General features: G+C 71.6%; 18 protein-coding genes. 7 read left to right on the top strand and 11 right to left on the bottom strand.

Annotated features, from left to right (window positions below; all coding sequences use genetic code 11):
• Nucleotides 1-83: 83 nt before the first annotated feature.
• Complete coding sequence (locus ACQPZZ_RS05795) at nucleotides 84-788, bottom strand: metal-dependent transcriptional regulator (protein ID WP_432929641.1); 705 nt, start codon at nucleotides 786-788, stop codon at nucleotides 84-86.
• An 84-nt stretch (nucleotides 789-872) separates the two neighbouring features.
• On the opposite strand from ACQPZZ_RS05795, the gene ACQPZZ_RS05790 reads away from it, so the two are divergent.
• A complete protein-coding gene (locus ACQPZZ_RS05790; protein WP_432929639.1) occupies nucleotides 873-1,484 on the top strand; it encodes a UdgX family uracil-DNA binding protein in 612 nt (203 codons plus the stop codon).
• A 20-nt stretch (nucleotides 1,485-1,504) separates the two neighbouring features.
• On the opposite strand, the gene pdxH is transcribed toward ACQPZZ_RS05790, so the two are convergent.
• Nucleotides 1,505-2,149 carry a pyridoxamine 5'-phosphate oxidase gene (pdxH, locus tag ACQPZZ_RS05785; protein WP_363641529.1) on the bottom strand — a complete coding sequence of 215 codons (645 nt, stop codon included), beginning with the start codon at nucleotides 2,147-2,149 and terminating at the stop codon, nucleotides 1,505-1,507.
• 170 nt (nucleotides 2,150-2,319) lie between these two features.
• Here pdxH and ACQPZZ_RS05780 point away from each other — a divergent pair, with 170 nt between their 5' ends.
• Nucleotides 2,320-3,426 (top strand): citrate synthase 2, encoded by a 1,107-nt coding sequence (locus ACQPZZ_RS05780; RefSeq protein ID WP_363641531.1) that lies wholly within the window; start codon nucleotides 2,320-2,322, stop codon nucleotides 3,424-3,426.
• Nucleotides 3,427-3,587: 161 nt separating this feature from the next.
• On the opposite strand, the gene ACQPZZ_RS05775 is transcribed toward ACQPZZ_RS05780, so the two are convergent.
• Nucleotides 3,588-6,323, bottom strand: coding sequence for an ABC transporter substrate-binding protein (locus ACQPZZ_RS05775; protein WP_432929636.1), 2,736 nt, complete (start codon nucleotides 6,321-6,323; stop codon nucleotides 3,588-3,590).
• A gap of 122 nt (nucleotides 6,324-6,445) precedes the next feature.
• Here ACQPZZ_RS05775 and serC point away from each other — a divergent pair, with 122 nt between their 5' ends.
• The 3 genes from serC (at nucleotide 6,446) to ACQPZZ_RS05760 (ending at nucleotide 8,945) form a co-directional block, all read left to right on the top strand.
• A complete protein-coding gene (serC, locus tag ACQPZZ_RS05770; RefSeq protein WP_432929634.1) occupies nucleotides 6,446-7,558 on the top strand; it encodes a phosphoserine transaminase in 1,113 nt (370 codons plus the stop codon).
• 149 nt (nucleotides 7,559-7,707) lie between these two features.
• Nucleotides 7,708-8,274, top strand: coding sequence for an RNA polymerase sigma factor (locus ACQPZZ_RS05765; RefSeq protein ID WP_363641537.1), 567 nt, complete (start codon nucleotides 7,708-7,710; stop codon nucleotides 8,272-8,274).
• Complete coding sequence (locus ACQPZZ_RS05760; protein ID WP_432929632.1) at nucleotides 8,271-8,945, top strand: hypothetical protein; 675 nt, start codon at nucleotides 8,271-8,273, stop codon at nucleotides 8,943-8,945. The genes ACQPZZ_RS05765 and ACQPZZ_RS05760 overlap by 4 nt, the downstream gene beginning before the upstream one ends.
• A 12-nt stretch (nucleotides 8,946-8,957) precedes the next feature.
• Here ACQPZZ_RS05760 and ACQPZZ_RS05755 read toward each other — a convergent pair whose 3' ends face one another.
• Nucleotides 8,958-9,584 (bottom strand): rhomboid family intramembrane serine protease, encoded by a 627-nt coding sequence (locus tag ACQPZZ_RS05755; RefSeq protein WP_432929630.1) that lies wholly within the window; start codon nucleotides 9,582-9,584, stop codon nucleotides 8,958-8,960.
• A gap of 138 nt (nucleotides 9,585-9,722) precedes the next feature.
• Between ACQPZZ_RS05755 and ACQPZZ_RS05750 the strand changes: the two genes are divergently transcribed.
• Nucleotides 9,723-10,325: a TetR/AcrR family transcriptional regulator gene (locus ACQPZZ_RS05750; RefSeq protein ID WP_432929629.1), complete on the top strand. Its 603-nt coding sequence runs from the start codon at nucleotides 9,723-9,725 to the stop codon at nucleotides 10,323-10,325.
• Nucleotides 10,322-11,230 carry an SDR family oxidoreductase gene (locus tag ACQPZZ_RS05745; protein ID WP_432929627.1) on the top strand — a complete coding sequence of 303 codons (909 nt, stop codon included), beginning with the start codon at nucleotides 10,322-10,324 and terminating at the stop codon, nucleotides 11,228-11,230. The genes ACQPZZ_RS05750 and ACQPZZ_RS05745 overlap by 4 nt, the downstream gene beginning before the upstream one ends.
• A gap of 102 nt (nucleotides 11,231-11,332) precedes the next feature.
• On the opposite strand, the gene ACQPZZ_RS05740 is transcribed toward ACQPZZ_RS05745, so the two are convergent.
• From ACQPZZ_RS05740 to ACQPZZ_RS05710, 7 genes are all read right to left on the bottom strand, one after another.
• The gene (locus ACQPZZ_RS05740) at nucleotides 11,333-12,130 is read right to left on the bottom strand and encodes a crotonase/enoyl-CoA hydratase family protein (protein WP_432929625.1); all 798 of its coding nucleotides are present in this window, start codon (nucleotides 12,128-12,130) and stop codon (nucleotides 11,333-11,335) included.
• Nucleotides 12,131-12,145: 15 nt separating this feature from the next.
• Nucleotides 12,146-12,925, bottom strand: coding sequence for an SDR family NAD(P)-dependent oxidoreductase (locus ACQPZZ_RS05735; RefSeq protein ID WP_363641547.1), 780 nt, complete (start codon nucleotides 12,923-12,925; stop codon nucleotides 12,146-12,148).
• A gap of 33 nt (nucleotides 12,926-12,958) precedes the next feature.
• Nucleotides 12,959-13,303 (bottom strand): STAS domain-containing protein, encoded by a 345-nt coding sequence (locus ACQPZZ_RS05730; protein ID WP_363641549.1) that lies wholly within the window; start codon nucleotides 13,301-13,303, stop codon nucleotides 12,959-12,961.
• Between the two features lie 46 nt (nucleotides 13,304-13,349).
• The gene (locus ACQPZZ_RS05725; protein ID WP_432929622.1) at nucleotides 13,350-14,096 is read right to left on the bottom strand and encodes an energy-coupling factor ABC transporter ATP-binding protein; all 747 of its coding nucleotides are present in this window, start codon (nucleotides 14,094-14,096) and stop codon (nucleotides 13,350-13,352) included.
• The gene (cbiQ, locus tag ACQPZZ_RS05720; RefSeq protein ID WP_432929620.1) at nucleotides 14,093-14,857 is read right to left on the bottom strand and encodes a cobalt ECF transporter T component CbiQ; all 765 of its coding nucleotides are present in this window, start codon (nucleotides 14,855-14,857) and stop codon (nucleotides 14,093-14,095) included. The genes ACQPZZ_RS05725 and cbiQ overlap by 4 nt, the downstream gene beginning before the upstream one ends.
• 67 nt (nucleotides 14,858-14,924) lie before the next feature.
• Nucleotides 14,925-15,968, bottom strand: coding sequence for an energy-coupling factor ABC transporter permease (locus tag ACQPZZ_RS05715; protein WP_432929618.1), 1,044 nt, complete (start codon nucleotides 15,966-15,968; stop codon nucleotides 14,925-14,927).
• An 81-nt stretch (nucleotides 15,969-16,049) separates the two neighbouring features.
• On the bottom strand, nucleotides 16,050-18,032 hold the full coding sequence (locus tag ACQPZZ_RS05710; protein WP_432929616.1) for a glycosyltransferase family 2 protein: 1,983 nt from the start codon (nucleotides 18,030-18,032) through the stop codon (nucleotides 16,050-16,052).
• Nucleotides 18,033-18,349 lie beyond the last annotated feature (317 nt).

Raw genomic sequence — 18,349 nt, 5'->3', positions numbered from 1 at the left:
CGGGCACGGGCGCTCCTGCGAAGGCTGGGTCGCGAGAAATGAAAGGACTCCCTAGGGGATTCAACCAGGCACAACTCATTCCGTCATCGTCTGGTGACAAAAACGTGTGAGGCGACGTCCCTCGGAAGGTCCGCGGTCGTGGTTCCCACCTCACCATCACCAGTCACCGTTACACCGTTGTCACTCGCCGCGAGCGTCACCTCGCGTCCGGGTTGTATCCCAACTTGCTTGAGTTTAAGCATCACGGCCGGGTCGCTTTGCACTTGTTCGCTGATTCGGCGCACTACAACGGGCACGGGGGCCTGTCCCGCGAGGGTCACCATGGGGGACACCGTCTCATCCCCGGCCGAACCGGACTGCGGCACCCCGAGCTCGTCGAGACCGGGGATCGGGTTGCCGTGCGGGCACACCCGTGGGTTCTTGAGGAGACTCACGAGCCGGCTCTCCACCGACTCCGACATCACGTGCTCCCAGCGGCACGCCTCGATGTGGACCTCCTCCCACGGCATGCCGATCACCTGGGTCAACAGGCACTCCGCGAGACGGTGTTTGCGCATCACGCGGATGGCCAGCGTGCGGCCCAGCTCCGTCATGCTGAGGTGCCTGTCCCCCTCGACCTTCACCAGGCCGTCGCGTTCCATGCGCGCCACTGTCTGACTGACAGTCGGACCGCTCTGCTGCAGGCGCTCGGCGATGCGGGCGCGGAGCGGCACGATGCCTTCTTCTTCGAGCTCGAAGATCGTGCGGAGGTACATCTCCGTCGTATCGATCAGGCCATGTGCGGTCAAGGCTTAGGCTCCTCCACCAGTGTTACAACGATGCTACGACCTCCCCCGCGTTCGCAGCCGACCCTATTGGGGAAGCGACCCAGGATGGGAAACATCGGGGCCCAGCGATTCCTTCCGGCGGATATCAGCCTGCCCGCGCTCAGGGATGCCGCGCGGCACTGCGAGGGCTGCGACCTCTACCGCGCCGCCACGCAGACGGTCTTCGGCGAGGGCGTCCCCGACGCGCGGTTCATGCTGGTCGGCGAGCAGCCGGGCGACCAGGAGGACCGCGAGGGCGCGCCGTTCGTCGGGCCCGCGGGGCGCCTGCTGGACAGGGCGCTCGAGGAGGCCGGCATCGAGCGCGAGGCGGTGTACGTGACCAACGCGGTCAAGCACTTCAAATACGAGCCCCGCGGCAAACGCAGGATCCACCGGAAGCCCTCAGTGGGGGAGATCAACGCCTGCCGCCCCTGGCTCGAGGCCGAGATGCGCCTGGTGGACCCGGAGGTCACCGTGGTGCTGGGGGCCACGGCCGCCCGGGCCCTGCTGGGCCCGGACTTCCGCGTGACCAGGCATCGGGGAGAGCCGGTCCCCCGGCACGAGGGGGCGTACTACGTGGCGACGATCCACCCCTCGGCGATCCTCCGTTCGCCCGACCGGGACGAGGCGTACTCCGGCTTCCTCGCCGACCTCAAGGTCGCTGCCGGGCTGCCCTGACGCCATCGGGGAGCGGGACCTCAGGGGGCGAGGCGCTCCAGCGTCCAGGCGTCGCCGGTGCGCCGGTAGCGGAGCCGGTCGTGCATGCGGTCGGTCTGGCCCTGCCAGAACTCGACCTCCGCGGGCACCACCCGGAAGCCGCCCCAGAAGTCCGGCAGCGGCGGGTCCTGCGGCCAGCGTGCGGCCAGCTCACGGAACCTGGCGTCGAGCTGCTCCCTCGACTCCACCACCGCCGACTGACGGGAGGCCCACGCGCCGACGCGCGAGCCGTACGGGCGAGAGTGGAAGTAGGCGGCGCTGTCCTCGCGCGGGAGCCGTACGACGGAGCCCTCCACGCGGACCTGCCGCCTGATGGGATGCCACGGGAACAGCAGGCAGGCCCTCGGGTTCTCGCCGAGGTCGCGGCCCTTGCGAGACTCGTAGTTGGTGAAGAAGACGAACCCGCGCTCGTCGAACCCCTTGAGGAGGACCGTTCGGGCGGAGGGACGGCCACCGGCGGAGCTGGTGGCGACGACCATGGCGTTCGGTTCGGGCAGGCCCGCGCCGACGGCGTCCGCGAACCACAGTGCGAACTGCGTCACCGGGTCGGTGGCCATGCCGGATTCGAGCAGGGGCTCACCCTCGTAGCTGTGCCGGAGGCCGGGGAGGTGCGAAGCGCTGTCCACGGAAAGGTATTCTCGCGTGTTCGGCGTACGTCTCGCTCGGTGCCCCCCACCAGGGGGAACCCCGTTCGGTAGGGCCGGGGGCGCGACAGTCGGGCGTTGAGGGTTAAATTGACCCGCCGGTATCTCGACATCAAGGCTCTGGACTTCACAAGAGAGGGAGGCGGCCGAGAATGTCCGACTTCAAACCCGGGCTCGAAGGCGTGGTGGCGTTCGAGACCGAGATCGCGGAACCGGACAAAGAAGGGGGCGCCCTGCGATACCGGGGCGTCGACATCGAAGAGCTCGTGGGCAACGTCTCCTATGGACACGTCTGGGGCCTGCTCGTCGACAACTCGTTCCAGCCGGGCCTGCCCCCGGCGGAGCCGTACCCACTTCCCGTCCATTCCGGCGACATCCGAGTAGACGTACAGAGCGCGCTGGCCATGCTGGCGCCGTCCTACGGCTTCCGGCCCCTGCTCGACATCGACGACGACCAGGCCCGCGACGATCTCGCACGCGCCTCGGTGACCGCCCTGTCGTTCGTCGCGCAGTCGGCCCGCGGCCTGGGGCTGCCGATGGTTCCGCAAAAGCGCGTCGACGAGGCCGAGAGCATCGTCGAGCGCTTCATGGTCCGCTGGCGCGGTGAGCCCGATCCCAAGCACGTGAAGGCCATCGACGCGTACTGGACGTCGGCCGCGGAGCACGGCATGAACGCCTCGACGTTCACCGCCCGTGTCATCGCCTCCACCGGCGCCGACGTGGCGGCCGCCCTGTCGGGCGCGGTCGGCGCGATGTCCGGCCCGCTGCACGGCGGCGCGCCGGCGCGGGTGCTGCACATGATCGAGGGCGTCGAGAAGATGGGTGACGCCCGCAAGTACGTCCAGAGCGAGCTGGACAAGGGCCAGCGGCTCATGGGCTTCGGCCACCGGGTCTACCGGGCCGAGGACCCGCGCGCCCGCGTGCTGCGCCGTACGGCCAAGGAACTGGGCGCGCCCCGCTACGAGGTCGCCGCCGCGCTGGAGACCGCCGCGCTGGAGGAGCTGCACGCCCGCAAGCCGGACCGGGTCCTCGCGACCAACGTGGAGTACTGGGCCGCGGTGGTCCTCGACTTCGCCGAGGTGCCGTCGAACATGTTCACCTCGATGTTCACCTGCGCCCGGACCGCCGGCTGGGCCGCCCACATCCTGGAGCAGAAGCGCACGGGCAGGCTGGTCCGCCCCAGCGCCGACTACGTGGGCCCGAAGCAGCGCTCCATCAACGAGGTGCCCGGCGCCGCCGAGGTCGTCGGCAAGGTCTGAGCGTCCGCGCCGGGATCGCGGCCCTGCGGTGTGCCACAGGCTCCGAGAGGCCGCCGGGCCCGCCCGCGCACCATGGACAGCACCGCCGGTGCGCCGTCAGCGCCCTTGACGGCCCGTCCCTTCCGGGGCGGGCCGTTTCCGCGTGAACCGGATGTTCCGCGTCACCGGCCGGGGCCGGCGGCGTCCCGGAGCGAGAGCGTGGACGGGCCCGCGGACGGGATCGCGGCCGGAGCGTTCCGGGCCGCGCGCTCCCTGTCGTCTCCGTCGAGATCCGGGCAGATCTTCTCCTCGCTGTTCTTCTCCTCGCCGCCCTCGGGCTCGGTGGTCGCCAGGCGCCCGCAGCGGTAGGCGACCTCGGACCTGCCCGAGCCGGTCACCTTCATGATCGCGATGGTCTTGTCCTCGGGCTCGTGGGCGGCGGCACCGAAGGAGATCACCCCGCTCGAGCCGTTCCACCTGTCGCGCGGTGAGACGAGGGAGATCTGGTAGAGCAGATCCCCCCTGCTGGGCGGACCGCCCCGGTAGGCCGCGTTGACGCGCTCGTAGAACAGCTTGGCGGCGTCGTAACTGAGGATGAGATTGTCGTCGGACTCCTTCGGGTGCCGGCCGCTCAGCAGGCCCTGCACGAAGCCCGTCGGCGCCACGGCGCCGTCGCGCCACAGCTCGCGGCTCGCAAGCGCCGCGTAGTAGACCTGGACACGCCGGTAGTCGCCGATCTCCGCGCCGCGGTTGGCCACCGCCTTGATGACGTCGTCGCCCGCGAGAACCCTGATCGGCTCCTTGCCGCAGTCCTTGCCCTCGACGTAGCGGAGGAAGTCGAGGAAGTCGGCCGCGCGCCCCGCGTAGAGAAGCAGGTCGGGCCCGTGGGCGCAGGCCCGGCTCACCGCCAGGTCCATGCCCGTCCCCCGGTCCTGGTACGCGACGCGGTCGCCGACCGTGATCCCCACCGCGGCGGCCTCGTCCGCGTAGTCGTCGGCGAGGTTGTTCGTGTAGTTGTCGTCGTCCGTCCGGTCCTGGACGACCACGGCGGACGGCTTGCGCACACCGCCGAGGAGCCGGTGGCGGGCGAACCTGGCGGCCAGCCGCGCCTGCCGCTGGTTCGACGGCCCGAGACGGAACACGTACGGCGAGGGGTAGCCGCCGGACCCGGCCCGGGAGGGGTCGTCCGGCAGGTATCCGAGCCGGTCGGCGGTCGCGGTGGTCACCAGCATCGGGATCTTCGCCGTGTGCAGCGTCCGCATGGCCTCCTCGACGCCGCGGACGCTGCGCTGGAAGCCGATCACCCCGAGCACCCGGGGGTCCTCGGCGGCCATCTCGCTGACCAGCTCCGCCGTACGCCGCCCCTGGCGGAAGTTCGTCCCGGCGTTGGCGACGAGCACCTGGAGGCGGGGGGCGCCGGAGACGCCGCGCTGGTACTCCTCCACGGCCGTGAGCTCCGCCCGGGCCCCGACGAACGCGCTGTCGTTCTGGTCCTGCGCCACGGAGTACTCGCCGAACAGCACCACGCTCACGAATGTCCCGGCCTCCCTGGCCAGGGCGTTGTTACGGTCGATCCGGGCCACGAGCTTCGTTATGTCGCCGGACGAGAAGATCCCGTCCGGGGCGGGCCCGTCGGCGTTGACGACGCCGACGCACTCCCTGCCGTCGCGCTCGACCCAGGACAGGCCGCCGCAGTGCGCGTTGCGGTCCTGCTGGATGCGTCCGAGCAGGACGACAGGACCGATGACCAGCAGCGCCATCAAGCACCAGTACCCCACCGCCCGCATGCGGCTGCCCAGCAGACGCGGCCGGTGGTCGTCGTCCGGAGGGACCGCGGGCGCGCTGACCATCAGCCGCAGCGGCGGCACCCGCCGCCGCGCCGCCGTACGCCACGCCGCGACCAGCGAGGGCAGCTCCGCCAGCCGGCCCCCGGTGACCGGCCGGGGGCCCGGGGCGAACGACTCGGGCACCGCCGCCAGCACCAGCAGCGGCGGCAGCAGCCCGGTCTCCTCGACCGTCTCCTCCAAGGTGCGCAGGAACCGCTCGTTGACGTCGCCGGACCACCGCGCGTCGAGGACCAGCATCGCGTACAGGCCGCGCCCCCAGCTCGGCCAGGGGATGACCCACTTCTGGTACGCCTGGCGCAGGTCCCGGCACAGCGCGTGGACGAGCAGCCTCTCGACCTCCGCCTCGCTCGCGTCGGCGATGCGCAGCGCGTACTTCGCCATGCGCTCGAATGGTTTCCTGGTCAGGTACGGCTGCTTCCTGAACCAGCCGTTGAACAGCGATCCCCGGATCGAGAGCATGGCCTGGATCAGCGTGCCGACGACGGCGACGAGCACACCGAGCGCCCACGGGATCAGGCCGACCAGGTCGGACGCGCCGCCGAGCCCCCAGGCGGCGAGCGTGCCCACCGGCACCCAGGTGGTGGCCGCGCGGCCGATGAAGTCCGCCGCGGTCCTGCGCCCCCGGTCCCCGCCGTACCTGCCCCTGCGCCAGTCCTTGAGCCGCTCCTTGAACGCCTCCTGGCCCGTACGCGACTGGGGGTCGGGCGGCCAGGTCCGGCCCGGCGCGTCGGCGGGCTCCCCGGGGGGCGGCTCCTCGCGCTGGCGCCGCGCCCACAGCACGAACTGGACGAGCGGGAATCGCGGCGGCGGCAGGAACGAGCCGCCGACGGGCTTGCCGAGCTGCCCGCGCTCCCCCGCCAGCGCCTCGACGAGGTCGCGCAGCGTGTCGAACTCCCCCGCCCTGACCGTCGCCTGCGGCAGGGAGTCCTCGAAGGGCGTGGCGAGGCGGCGGGCCGTGTCGAACGCGCCGCCGTCGCGGCCGACGACGAGGACGAGGGGCAGGGGACGGTCGGAGCGCCAGAAGAACGGCCTGCGGACCAGGGCCTCGATGACGGTGTGCGGGTCGGCCACGCGGTTGTCTCCCGGGGGCGGAGTCCATTCTTGACGTGGTGCGTGATCTTAAAACTCGACCATGATGTCTCACGATCCGGACCGTGGTCTAGAGCATCCGCAGCTCTCACTACGCTTGAACCGTGGCTGACATCGTGATTCCCGCTGACATCAAGCCCGCCGACGGCCGCTTCGGCTGCGGGCCCTCGAAGGTACGCTCCGAGCAGCTCGCCGCTCTCGCCGACGCCGGGGCGAAGGTGATGGGCACCTCCCACCGGCAGAAGCCGGTGAAGAACCTCGTCGCCCGCGTTCGCGCCGGGCTCACCGACCTGTTCTCCCTCCCCGAGGGGTACGAGGTCGTGCTGGGCAACGGCGGCACCACGGCCTTCTGGGACATCGCGTCCTTCGGGCTGATCCGGGAGAAGTCGCAGCACCTGAACTTCGGGGAGTTCTCCTCGAAGTTCGCGACGGTCGCGAAGAAGGCTCCCTGGCTCGCCGACCCGTCGGTGATCAAGTCGGAGCCGGGCAGCCACCCGCTGCCGGTCGCCGAGGAGGGCGTGGACGTCTACGCGCTCACTCACAACGAGACCTCGACCGGCGTCGCGATGCCGATCAAGCGCGTCGTGGACGACGAGTCGCTCGTGCTGGTGGACGCCACCAGCGGCGCCGGCGGCCTGCCGGTCTCCGCCGACGAGTTCGACGTCTACTACTTCGCCCCGCAGAAGAGCTTCGCCTCCGACGGCGGCCTGTGGATCGCGCTGTTCTCGCCCAAGGCGCTGGCCCGGGTGACGGAGATCGCCGAGAGCGGCCGGTTCGTCCCCGAGTTCTTCAGCCTGCCGACCGCGATCGACAACTCGGTCAAGGACCAGACGTACAACACCCCGGCGGTCGCCACGCTGTTCCTGCTGGCCGACCAGATCGACTGGATGAACGCCCAGGGCGGCCTCGCGTGGACCACCGCCCGGTCGGCCGACTCCGCCTCGCGCCTGTACACCTGGGCCGAGAAGACGTCGTACACCACGCCGTTCGTGGCCGACCCGGCGCAGCGCTCCAACGTCGTCGGGACGATCGACTTCGACGACGCGGTGGACGCCGCGGCGGTCGCGAAGGTGCTGCGGGCCAACGGCATCGTGGACACCGAGCCCTACCGCAAGCTCGGCCGCAACCAGCTGCGGATCGCGATGTTCCCGGCGATCGACCCCGCCGACGTCGAGGCGCTGACCTCCTGCGTCGACTACGTGGTCGAGCGTCTCTAGCGGTTCTCACGGCGGCCGCCTTCCGGGCGGCCGCCGATCTCGCCGACGGTCTCCGGGCCGTCGGCTTTTTCGTTTTTCCGGTCCTGTAACGGTGTGTGGCGCTCCGTCCAAGCAGAGATGTGTTTGTCACACAACCGAGGGGAGCGCCGGTGCGCCGTGAAAAGACGGGTCCGGCGGGCTTCGCCCGTGATCCCGACGCATTCGAGGCCTTCTACCGGCGGCATGTCGACGCCGTGACGCGGTTCCTGGCCAGGCGGGCGGACGATCCGCACACCGTCGCCGACCTCACGGCCGAGGTGTTCCTCGCCGTGCTGGATTCCGCGCACACCTACCGCCCGGACAGGGGCAGCGAGATCGCCTGGCTGTACGGCGTGGCCCGCAACACCGTGCTGGCGCAGCGCCGCCGTACGGCGAGGGAGTTACGCGCCACCAGCAGGATCGCCGGCCGCCGCCTGCTCGACGCCGACGACATCGCCCGGCTGGAGGAACGCGTCGACGCCGAGTCGCCGGCCCGTCTGGCGCTGGAGGCGATGGCCGATCTGCCGGACGGCGACCGCGCGCTGCTGGAACTCGTGGCCGTCGACGGGCTCAGCCCCGCCGAGGCCGCCGCCGCGCTCGGCATCAGGCAGGGCACCGCGCGGGTCAGGCTGCACCGCGCCCGGCGGCAGGTCCGGCGCTTCCCAGGAGTCATGGAACTGATCGGAGGAACGAAGTGAACGACACTTTCGAGGACAGGCTGCTCGCGGAACTCAGGACGGAGATCGCCGCACGGGAGGTCCGGGCGCACGCACCGAGGCGCCGGAGCGTCCGGACCCGCGTCCTGGCCGGCGCCGCGATCGCCGCCGCCGCGGCGGCCGTCGCCGTACCGCTCGTGATCGGGCAGCAGACCCCGGCGTACGCGCTGACGAAGAACCCGGACGGCTCGATCAATCTCAAGATCAACGAGTTCAGGGACCCGGACCAGGTCGAGCGGGACCTGGCGAAGATGGGCGTGCACGCCGACATCACCTATCTGCCGCTGGGCAAGAGGTGCGCCGACGGGCGCGCTCCTTTCGTCGCGGGTGACCGCACCTCCTTCACGAAGAAGGAGCTGGAGAGCAAGGACCCGGCCGTCCAGGCGCACATTCGGCGGGTGTCGGAGAAGCTCGCCTCAAGCAAGGCCATCCGGCCGAAGAACGGCATCACCATCGATCCCGAGTTCATCAAGCCGGGGCAGATCGTCCTGATTCAGGTCAACGAGAATCCGGTGGAGCCGGATCCCGGCCATCCGGGAGTCGCCTGGCAGTTCTCCGGCCGGCTGACCGAAGGGCCCGTGAAGCCGTGCCGGGTCGTCGACGACCCCACGGCGTTCGAGGTCGGGAACGCCACCCCGCCTCCCGGCTCCTGAGGCGTTAGCGGGTCAGGCCGTCACGGCCTTCTTGCGGCGTAGCAGCCACGCGGCGATCACGCCGCCGATGAGCCCGAACAGGTGGCCCTGCCAGGAGACGCCCGGCTGGGTGGGCAGGGCCCCCCACAGGATCGAGTAGTACAGCACAGCGACCACGACGCCGAGCACGATGTCGAGGGCCCGGCGGTCGAAGAGGCCCCGGGCCACGACATAACCGAAATATCCGAAGACGAGGCCGCTCGCGCCGATCGTCAGTGTGTCCGGCGGGCTGGTGAACCACACACCCAGCCCGCTGACCACGATGATGACCAGGCTGGCCGCGAGGAACCTGCCGATCCCCCGGATGGCGGCCAGGAACCCCAGGATCAGCAGGGGCAGCGAGTTCGCCATCAGATGGCTGAACCCGGCGTGCAGGAACGGCGCGAACAGGATCCCGGGCAGGCCGTCCGGCTCGTGGGCGACGATGCCGTACCTGTCGAGCCGGCCGTTTTCCATGTAGTCGACGATCTCGACGGCCCACATCACCGAGATGAGCACGATCATCAGGATCGCGCTGCCGAGTGCACCGGTGAGCAGCGCGGACGTCCGCTCCCGCATCGACCGGCCCGGCCGGGGCAGCCCGGGCCCGGAATCATTCATGGTTTCACCGTACGTAGTCCCGCTCACGAACGAGCGGACTGCCCTGATCCGCCGGGATCATGCCGTGTCGGGTTTGCCAGAATAGCCCGGACGGCTGTATTAATAAATGAACAGTCATTTATGAATGGGAGAGAGCCGGTGGCAGGACGTCCCCGCGGGGTGGACGATTCGGTGATTCTGCGCGCGGCGGCCGAGGTGATCGGCCGGGTGGGTCCCGCGGGGCTGACCCTCGCCGCCGTCGCCGACGAGGTGGGGCTCGTGCCCGGCACTCTCGTGCAGCGCTTCGGGTCCAAGCGCGGGCTGCTCGTGGCGCTTGCGAGGCAGTCGGCGCACGACGCCGAAGCACACCACGAGCGGCTGCGGCAGGGGTGGGCTTCCCCCCTGGCGGCGCTGGCGGCGCTCGCCGAGGAGTCGATGGCCCTCATGGACACTCCGGAGCGCTTCGCCAACCACCTGGCGTTCCTGTGCATGGACCTCACCGATCCACAGCTGCACGAGCACGCCCTGGTCGTCCACGAGGCGCAGCGAGGGGCGATCCTGGCCCTGCTCGACGAGGCGGTCGCCGAGGGGGAGCTGCGGGCCGGCACCGACACCGCCGCACTGGCCGAGTCCGTCCAGGCGCTGATCGCCGGCACCGGCCTGACGTGGGCCCTCGACCGGCGGGACACGCTGCCGGAGCGGCTCCGGAGGGCAATCACCTTTCTCCTTTCGCCCCACACCCCTTCGAAGGAGATGTCATGAACGACAGCCGGCCGCTCGCCGGGAAGGTCGCCCTGGTCGCGGGAGGCACGCGGGGCGGCGGACGCGGCATCGCCGTCGAGCTCGGGGCCGCGGGCGCCACGGTCTACGTCACCGGGCGCAGCAGCACGGCCGGCCGCTCCGACCTGAACCGCCCCGAGACCATCGAGGAGACCGCGGCGCGCGTCACCGCGGCCGGCGGCACCGGCATCGCCGTGCGCGCCGACCACGGCGATCCCGGGGAGGTGCGCGCCCTGGTCGACCGGATCGCCGCCGAGCAGGACGGGCGGCTCGACGTCCTGGTCAACTCGGTGTGGGGCGGCGACGCGCTGACCGACTGGGAGCATCCCCTGTGGGAGCAGGAACTCGACACCGGTCTGCGGCTGCTGCGCCGGGCCGTGGAGACCCACATCGTCACGAGCCGGTTCGCGCTGCCGCTCATGGTCGCCCGCCGGAGCGGCCTGGTCGTGGAGGTCACCGACGGCAACACCGCCCGCTATCGCGGCTCGTTCTTCTACGACATCGCCAAGTCCACGGTGATCCGCCTCGCCGTGGCCCAGGCGGCGGAGCTCAAGCCGTACGGCGTGGCGGCCGTCGCCGTCACGCCGGGGTTCCTGCGTTCGGAGGCCATGCTGGAGCACTTCGGCGTGACCGAGGCCAACTGGCGGGACGCGGTGGCGAAGGACCCGCACTTCGCCCACTCCGAGACCCCGGCGTATCTGGGACGGGCCGTCGCCGCCCTGGCGGCCGACCCCGGCGTCATGGCCAAGACCGGCCGCGCCCTGGCCACCTGGGGGCTCTACAAGGAGTACGGCTTCACCGAAGCGGACGGCACGCAGCCGGACTTCGCCGCCCACTGGGCCGACGTCCTGGAGGAGGAGTACGGCCCCCTCGGCGACCCGCTCTGACCCGCTGCGACCCGCTCCGGACCGGCCCGCTCCGGACGGCTCGCTCTGAACAGCTCGGGGCGCCCCTGTGAGGAGCGCCCCGAGCGGGCCCGCGGCCGAGGGTTACTCGCCTCTCCAGACGGGGGCGCGCTTCTCGGCGAAGGCCGCGGCGCCCTCCATGGCGTCCTTCGAGGTGAAGACCGGGCTCACGATCTCGCCCTGCCTGCGGAACATCTCCTCGCGCGACCAGTCGGCCGACTCCACCATGACCCGCTTGGTCGCGGCGAGCGCCAGCGGCGCGTTCGCCGCGATCGTGCGGGCCAGTTCGAGCGCGCCGTTGAGCGCCTCTCCCGGATACGTGACCCGGTTGACCAGCCCCAGCTCGTACAGCCGGGTGGCCGGGTAGTGATCGCCGGTGAGGGCGATCTCCATGGCCACGTGGTACGGGATGCGGCGCGGCAGCCGCATGACCCCGCCCGCGCCGGCGACCAGGCCGCGCTTGGGCTCCGGCAGGCCGAACTTCGCCTCCTCGGACGCGACGATGATGTCGCACGACAGCGCCAGTTCGAAGCCGCCGGCCAGCGCGTACCCCTCGACCGCGGCGAGGATCGGCTTCTTCGGCGGCGCCTCGGTGATGCCACCGAAGCCGCGGCCTTCGACCACCGGCATGTCGCCGGTGAGGAAGCCCTTCAGATCCATGCCGGCCGAGAACGTGCCGCCGGCCCCGGTGAGGACGATCGCGGACACGTCGCGGCTGTCGTCCAGCTCGTCCATGGCGGCCGCGATCCCGCGCGCCACCGCGCCGTTCACGGCGTTCCTGGCCCTGGGCCGGTTGATGGTGACGACGGCCACGCCGCCGTCGACGATCTCTACGAGCACCTCGTCCGGCTCAGCGGCCGGCCCGGAGTTGACCTCGGACACCTGACCTCACCCGGCTCACTTGGGCTGGAAGCGAATGCCGCCGTCGAAACGGATGACCTCGCCGTTCATGTAGTCGTTCTCGATCAGCGTGCGGACCAGGTGGGCGAACTCCGAGGCCTTGCCGAGCCGCTTGGGGAACGCCACCGGCCCGATGAGCTTGGCCTTGAACTCCTCGGCGTTCTTGTCGCCGATCTTCCCGTAGATCGGGGTGTCGATGATGCCCGGAGCGATGGTCAGCACGCGGACGCCGATGACCGCGAGGTCGCGGGCGGCGGGAAGGGTCATGCCGATGATGCCGCCCTTCGAGGCGGAGTAGGCCACCTGGCCCGTCTGGCCCTCGAGACCGGCGACCGACGCGGTGTTGACGACGACGCCGCGGGCGCCGTCCTCGTCCACCGGCTCGGTCTTGGCCATGGCCGCCGCGCCGATGCGCATGAGGTTGAAGGTGCCGATCAGGTTGACGTCGATCACCTTGCGGTAGGCCGCCAGGTCGTGCGGGGAGCCGTCCCGTCCGACGGTGCGCTGCGCCCAGCCGATGCCGGCACTGCTGATCACGGCGCGCAACGGCTTGCCGGTGGCGACCGCCGCCTCGACCGCGGCCTGCACCGACGCCTCGTCGGACACGTCGGTGTGGACGAACACGCCGCCGATCTCGTCGGCCAGCGCCTTGCCGCGCTCCGCGTTGAGGTCGGCCACGACCACGGTCGCCCCGACGCGGGCCAGTTCGCGGGCCGTCGCCTCGCCGAGGCCGCTGGCACCGCCCGAGATGATTGCTGCTGCTCCGTTCAGATCCATAGCCGGACCTTAACGCGCGAACCGAATGAAGTTCTACTCGGGGTAGCGCAAAATCGCGGTATCGACGTCGGGGTAGACCTTGATCCGCCGGTCCAGGCCGGTCGTACGCAGAATCCGGGCCACCGGAGGCTGCGGCGAGGCGAGACACACCCCGCCTCCCTCGCTCGTGGCCAGCCGCCAGGCCTCGATGAGCACGCTGAGCCCGCTGGAGTCCATGAACGACAGCTCACCCAGGTCCAGCACGAGCGTGGGGCCGTCGTCGCGAATGGCGTCCCGTATCTCGTCTCGCAGGAACGGCGCCGTGAACAGGTCGAGCTCCCCCTCCACGGCCACCACGACGGCGTTGGAGAGCGATTGGCGCGCGAGCCGCAGCTTCATCGTCGGGACCTCCTCAGCTCCGGCCCACTTTACTTATCCATCACCCCTACTGAGCGGGGACGGCGAAGCCGTACGGGAGTTCGAGCCGGTGGGCGGCGAGCAACCGGCCGTCGGCGAGCAGCGCGTGCGTCGGCCCGTCGGCGGCGATCACTCCCTCGGACATGATGAGCGAACGCTCGCACAGTTCCAGCGCGTACGGCAGGTCATGGGTGACCATCAGCACGGTCACGTCCAGGCTCTTGAGGATTTCGGCCAGCTCGCGACGGGACGCCGGGTCGAGGTTGGACGACGGCTCGTCGAGGACGAGGATCTCCGGCTCCATCGCCAGCACCGTGGCCACGGCCACCCGGCGGCGCTGGCCGAACGACAGGTGGTGCGGCGGCCGGTCGATCGCGTCCAGCATGCCGACCCGCTCCAGCGCGTCGTGCACACGGCGATCGAGATCCGCGCCGCGCAGCCCGAGGTTCGCCGGGCCGAACGCGACGTCCTCCCGCACGGTCGGCATGAAGAGCTGGTCGTCCGGATCCTGGAACACCAGCCCGACGCGGCGGCGGATCTCCCGCAGACTGTCCGCGCGCACGGGAAGCCCGGCCACCTCCACCGTTCCGTGCCCGGCCGTGAGGATGCCGTTGAGGTGCATGACGAGTGTCGTCTTGCCCGCGCCGTTCGGTCCGAGCAGGGCGACCCGCTCCCCCCGCTCGATCGTCAGGTCCACGCCGTACAACGCCTGGGTGCCGTCGGGGTAGGCGTACGCGAGGCTGCTCACTGTGAGAGAGGGGCTGCCGGAGGTCACGTCGTGCTCCACGCCAGTAGGGCCGTCACCGCGGCGAGGCAGGGCAGCACGGCCGCCGTCGCCCAGTCTCGTCCGGTCGCTGTTATATCCCTGATCGTCGGCATCTCGCCCGTGTAACCACGGCTCAGCATGGCGAGGTGGACCCGCTCCCCTCGCTCGTACGAGCGGATGAACAGGGCGCCCGCCGACTTGGCCAGCACGGGGGCCTGCCGGAGGTCGCGGGCGGCGAATCCCCGCGACTCCCTGGCGATCCGCATGCGCCGCATCTGGTCCATGACCACGTCCAAATAGCGCAGCATGAACGTCGCGATCTGCACGAGCAGCCGGGGCAGCCGCAGCCGTTCGGCGCCGAGCAGCATCATCCGGGGCTCGGTCGTGGACGCCAGCAGGATCGAGGCGACCACGCCCAGCGAGGCCTTGGCGAGGATGTTCCAGGCCGCCCACAGGCCGGGCTCGCTCAGCGACAGGCCGAGCACCTGGACCCGCTCGCCCGTGCCGATCACCGGAATCGCCAGCGCGAACAGCACGAACGGCACCTCGATCACCATGCGCCGCGCGATCGCGCCCGCCGGCACCCGGGCCGCGACCGCGACGGCGGCCAGCAGCAGCGCGTCGGCCGCGAACGCCCAGAAGCGCTCGCGCGGCGTGGCGACCACGACCACCGCGAACGCGACGACCGCCGCCAGCTTGCACTGCGGCGGCAGCCGGTGAACGGGCGTGTCGGCGGGCCGGTAGATCGGGTGATGGTGCCCGGCGCTCACTTCACACTCACAGGGCCATCATCGCCGACTCGCCGCGCCCGCATGCGCGCAGGGCGTGCTCACGGGCTCACCGCGCGTTCGCGGGGGTCATCCCGTCGGTCAGGCGCCGGCGCCGGCGGATGACGTAGAACACGCCGCCTCCGGCCGCGACCGTCAGCGCGACGCCCGCCACCCCGGCCAGGCCGCCGGACAGCCGCTGGTTCTCCACGCCCTTGACGGCGTAGTCGGCCAGCGGGCCGTCCTCCGCCGCGTGCGGCTTCTCCTGCGCGCTCAGGCCCTTGTCGGCCGCCACCTTCTCCAGCCCGTCGGGGTCGCCGGAGGCGTAGAACGAGACCACACCGGCCAGCAGCACCGCCACGAGCGCGCCGCCCACCAGGACCGGGCGCAGGCCGATCCCGGCCGGGGGCGTCTCCGGAGCCTCCGGCCCGACCTGGACCTCCCCCTCGGCGGTGCGCAGCGTCAGCGTCCTGGTCATTCCGCGCGCGCCGTACACGAGATCGGGGCGCACGGCCAGCACGCTGCTCACGGTGAGCGCGGTGATGAAGCCCTCGCCGAGCCCGATGAGCAGGTGCACGCCGCCCATCGCGGCGGCCACCGAGCCCAGCTCGATCGGCGCGGTGCCGCCGAGCCAGAACAGGGCCGTGAACACGAGCGCCGCCGCCGGGACGGAGACCAGCGCCGCCACGAACGACGCGGCCACCAGCGTCGCCCGGCCGCGCGGCGCGCCCCTGGCGATCAGCCGGAACACCGCCCAGCCGACGACCGCGGTCACGATCGCCATGAGTGTGATGTTGACGCCCAGCGCCGTCAGCCCGCCGTCGGCGAAGAAGAACCCTTGGACGAGCAGCACGACCGCGACGCACAACACGGCGGTGTACGGCCCGACGAGTATCGCGGCCAGCGCCCCGCCGAGCAGGTGACCGCTGGTGCCCGCCGCGACGGGGAAGTTGAGCATCTGGGCCGCGAAGATGAACGCGGCCACCAGGCCCGCCATGGGGGCGGTCCGGTCGTCGAGCTCCCGCTTGGCGCCCCGCAGGCACACGGCCACCCCCGCGGCCGCGAAGACCCCGGCGCCGACGGACACAGGGACATCAAAGAACCCATCGGGCACGTGCACGGCTATAACCCCTTCGAAACGGGCGAATCTTCCCCCACTTTAGGGCACCGAGTTGTAGTTGCAAATAATTCGCAATTAGCGATGGCGCATGCTCCGGATCATCCGCCTGACCACGGTCAGAGGGGAGGCCACCCGCACCGACACACTGAGCCGCCGGTTGACCGCCGTGGCGTACGGCCGCGCGGTCCACTGCGCCGCTCCCCAGACCCCCGCCGTCCATCCCACGGCGCCCCACTGCTTCGGGCCACACCACCATCGCAGGGGGCGGTCCAGCGCGTCCGCGTCGGCGACCTTGACCGGGAAGCGCACCGGAGGACCGCCGAGGCCGAGTTCGAGGTAGGCGTCCCAGGTGCCGGGCCCCAGGCCGGCCGTCTCGGCCGCGAACTCCCGCGGCCCGGCCGCCACGGCCCTCTCACGGTGTTCCCGGCCCGATGCCCGCTCGCGCCAGATCAGGTGCCGTACGGCCGAGGCGGCGGCCTCGTCCCCGACGCGCACCTGCCCCTCGACGTGCAGCCGCCTTCCTCGCCACCGGGCCCGCGCCAGCCGTACGACGGCGGGGACGCGGGCGACGTGCCCGCCGACATCGAGACCGAGGTGACCCTGCGACCGGGTGAGGAAGGGCACCGCGACGGCCCCGCCCACCAGATGGGAAGCGGGGGCGCGGACGCCGGCGTCGCGGCGGGAGCCGAGCCGGGCCAGCCTGCGCGCGCCCTCGCACTCGACGGCCACGTGGACGTCCCACACCCCGGGCGGCAGCTTCGCCACGTCGACCACCGCGGTGAAGGATCCGGCGGAGCCGGTCCCGCCGCTGGTCACACCGCTGGTCACACTGGGCGCCACACCGCTGGTCACGATGAGCGCGCGCTCCTCACGCGACAGGCGATCGCGCAGCACCACGCCCACGATGCCGCCCAACTCAGCGTCGCCCACCCCGGCGCCGTCCATCCCGGCGCCGTCGTCGCCGTCAGGCGCGGCAGTGCTCGGCGCGGCGGTGCTCGGCGCGGCGGTGCTCGGCGCGGCGCGGTTCGCGTCGGTGAGGGCGGCCCATCCTTCGATCAGCAGGCGGTCGCCCCGCCACTCGACGCCGGTCAGCCGGTGCCGCAGCGACGCGGCCTCCACGCGCGCGAGCCGTACGAGCCGGTCGGGGTCGTCGAGCGCGGCGACGCGGGCGGCGTCCACGCCGTCGAGACCCGCGCGCACGCCCGGCGTCAGCCACTGGCCGCAGATGTCGGCCACCTCGACGGCGATCTTCTCGCGGTGGGCCTCGCAGGCGGCCAGGAACGGCGCCCCGAGCTGGGCGAGCACGTCGCGGCGCAGGTGCCGTAGGAGCAGGCGGTCGCGCAGCGCGCCGGGCGGCACGTGCCGCGCCATGACCTCGATCGGCGTGCGGACCACGCGCAGCCAGCCGAGCGGATCCCGCACGGACGCGCCGCTGCCGCCCTCCGCGTGATAGCAGTCACGGTCCGCGACCACGGAGATCACTCGTGCGTGGCAGTACGCGTGGACGGTGAAGGTCATGTCTTCGCCGCGCCGTTGTGCCTCGTCGAAGCGGATGGCGTGCCGTTCCAGGAAGTCACGGCGGAAAAGCTTGAAGCAGGACAGATCGTCGTAGACGTCGGGTAATGAGGCCCTGTCGGCAACGCCCCGCAGGCCTTGGCGCGCGCCGGCGACCTTGCCCACGACGACGTCGGCGTGGTTGCGGTCCCCCGCGGCGACCAGACGGGCCAGCGCGTCGGGAGCGAGATGGTCGCCCGCGTCGCAGAAGAGGACGTACCTCCCGGTCGCCCGGTCCAGTCCGCGGTTGCGGGCGCCGCCGGGCGTGCCGGGCTGGGCGTCCTCGATCAAGGTGATCAGCCGGGGGTGGTGCGCGGCGTAGAGACCGAGCAACCCCAGGGTTCCGTCCCGCGAGCCGCCGTCGACCACGATGATCTCCTTGGCGACCCGCTGAACGAGCAGCGAGGTGAGGCAACGGTCGAGCGACGCCCGGCGGTTGTACGCCGGGACGACGACGCTGACGTCGATCCCCCGATCGGCGCGCTGGTCACTCCCCGTATCCATCGCCCTTCATTATGTGCCGACGACCCGCCCCGGCCCCGCCTGCGCCGCGCCGGACGTCTCACGCGTTTCCCCGCGTTTCCCCGCGTCACGCCGGGTCTCCCTACGGCTCCCGCGACCCGGCGGCCGCCTCGCCGGCCGTGTCGCCCGTGCTTCGATGCCCTGCTCCGGGACTTCGCCGCGGGCGCGGGCGACGCCCCCGGAGGCCACGACCCGCTCACTCGATGCCGCCGGGCCACGGTCGGCCGTCGTCTGAGTGGCGGGTTCCGCGCGCGACGCGGCAGACTGAGCGCTCACCGAATCACCGGGGGTTCGTGTAG

The organism is Microbispora sp. CA-135349, from assembly GCF_050947365.1.
Classification (GTDB): domain Bacteria; phylum Actinomycetota; class Actinomycetes; order Streptosporangiales; family Streptosporangiaceae; genus Microbispora.
This window is presented reverse-complemented; position numbering and strand designations above follow the sequence as displayed.

Coding starts and splice junctions, on each gene's coding strand:
- ACQPZZ_RS05790 (WP_432929639.1), top strand. CDS start 873: ATGGGAAACATCGGGGCCCAGCGATTCCTTCCGGCGGATATCAGCCTG.
- ACQPZZ_RS05735 (WP_363641547.1), bottom strand. CDS start 12,925: ATGGATCTGAACGGAGCAGCAGCAATCATCTCGGGCGGTGCCAGCGGC.
- ACQPZZ_RS05745 (WP_432929627.1), top strand. CDS start 10,322: ATGAACGACAGCCGGCCGCTCGCCGGGAAGGTCGCCCTGGTCGCGGGA.
- ACQPZZ_RS05710 (WP_432929616.1), bottom strand. CDS start 18,032: ATGGATACGGGGAGTGACCAGCGCGCCGATCGGGGGATCGACGTCAGC.
- ACQPZZ_RS05755 (WP_432929630.1), bottom strand. CDS start 9,584: ATGAATGATTCCGGGCCCGGGCTGCCCCGGCCGGGCCGGTCGATGCGG.
- ACQPZZ_RS05730 (WP_363641549.1), bottom strand. CDS start 13,303: ATGAAGCTGCGGCTCGCGCGCCAATCGCTCTCCAACGCCGTCGTGGTG.
- ACQPZZ_RS05780 (WP_363641531.1), top strand. CDS start 2,320: ATGTCCGACTTCAAACCCGGGCTCGAAGGCGTGGTGGCGTTCGAGACC.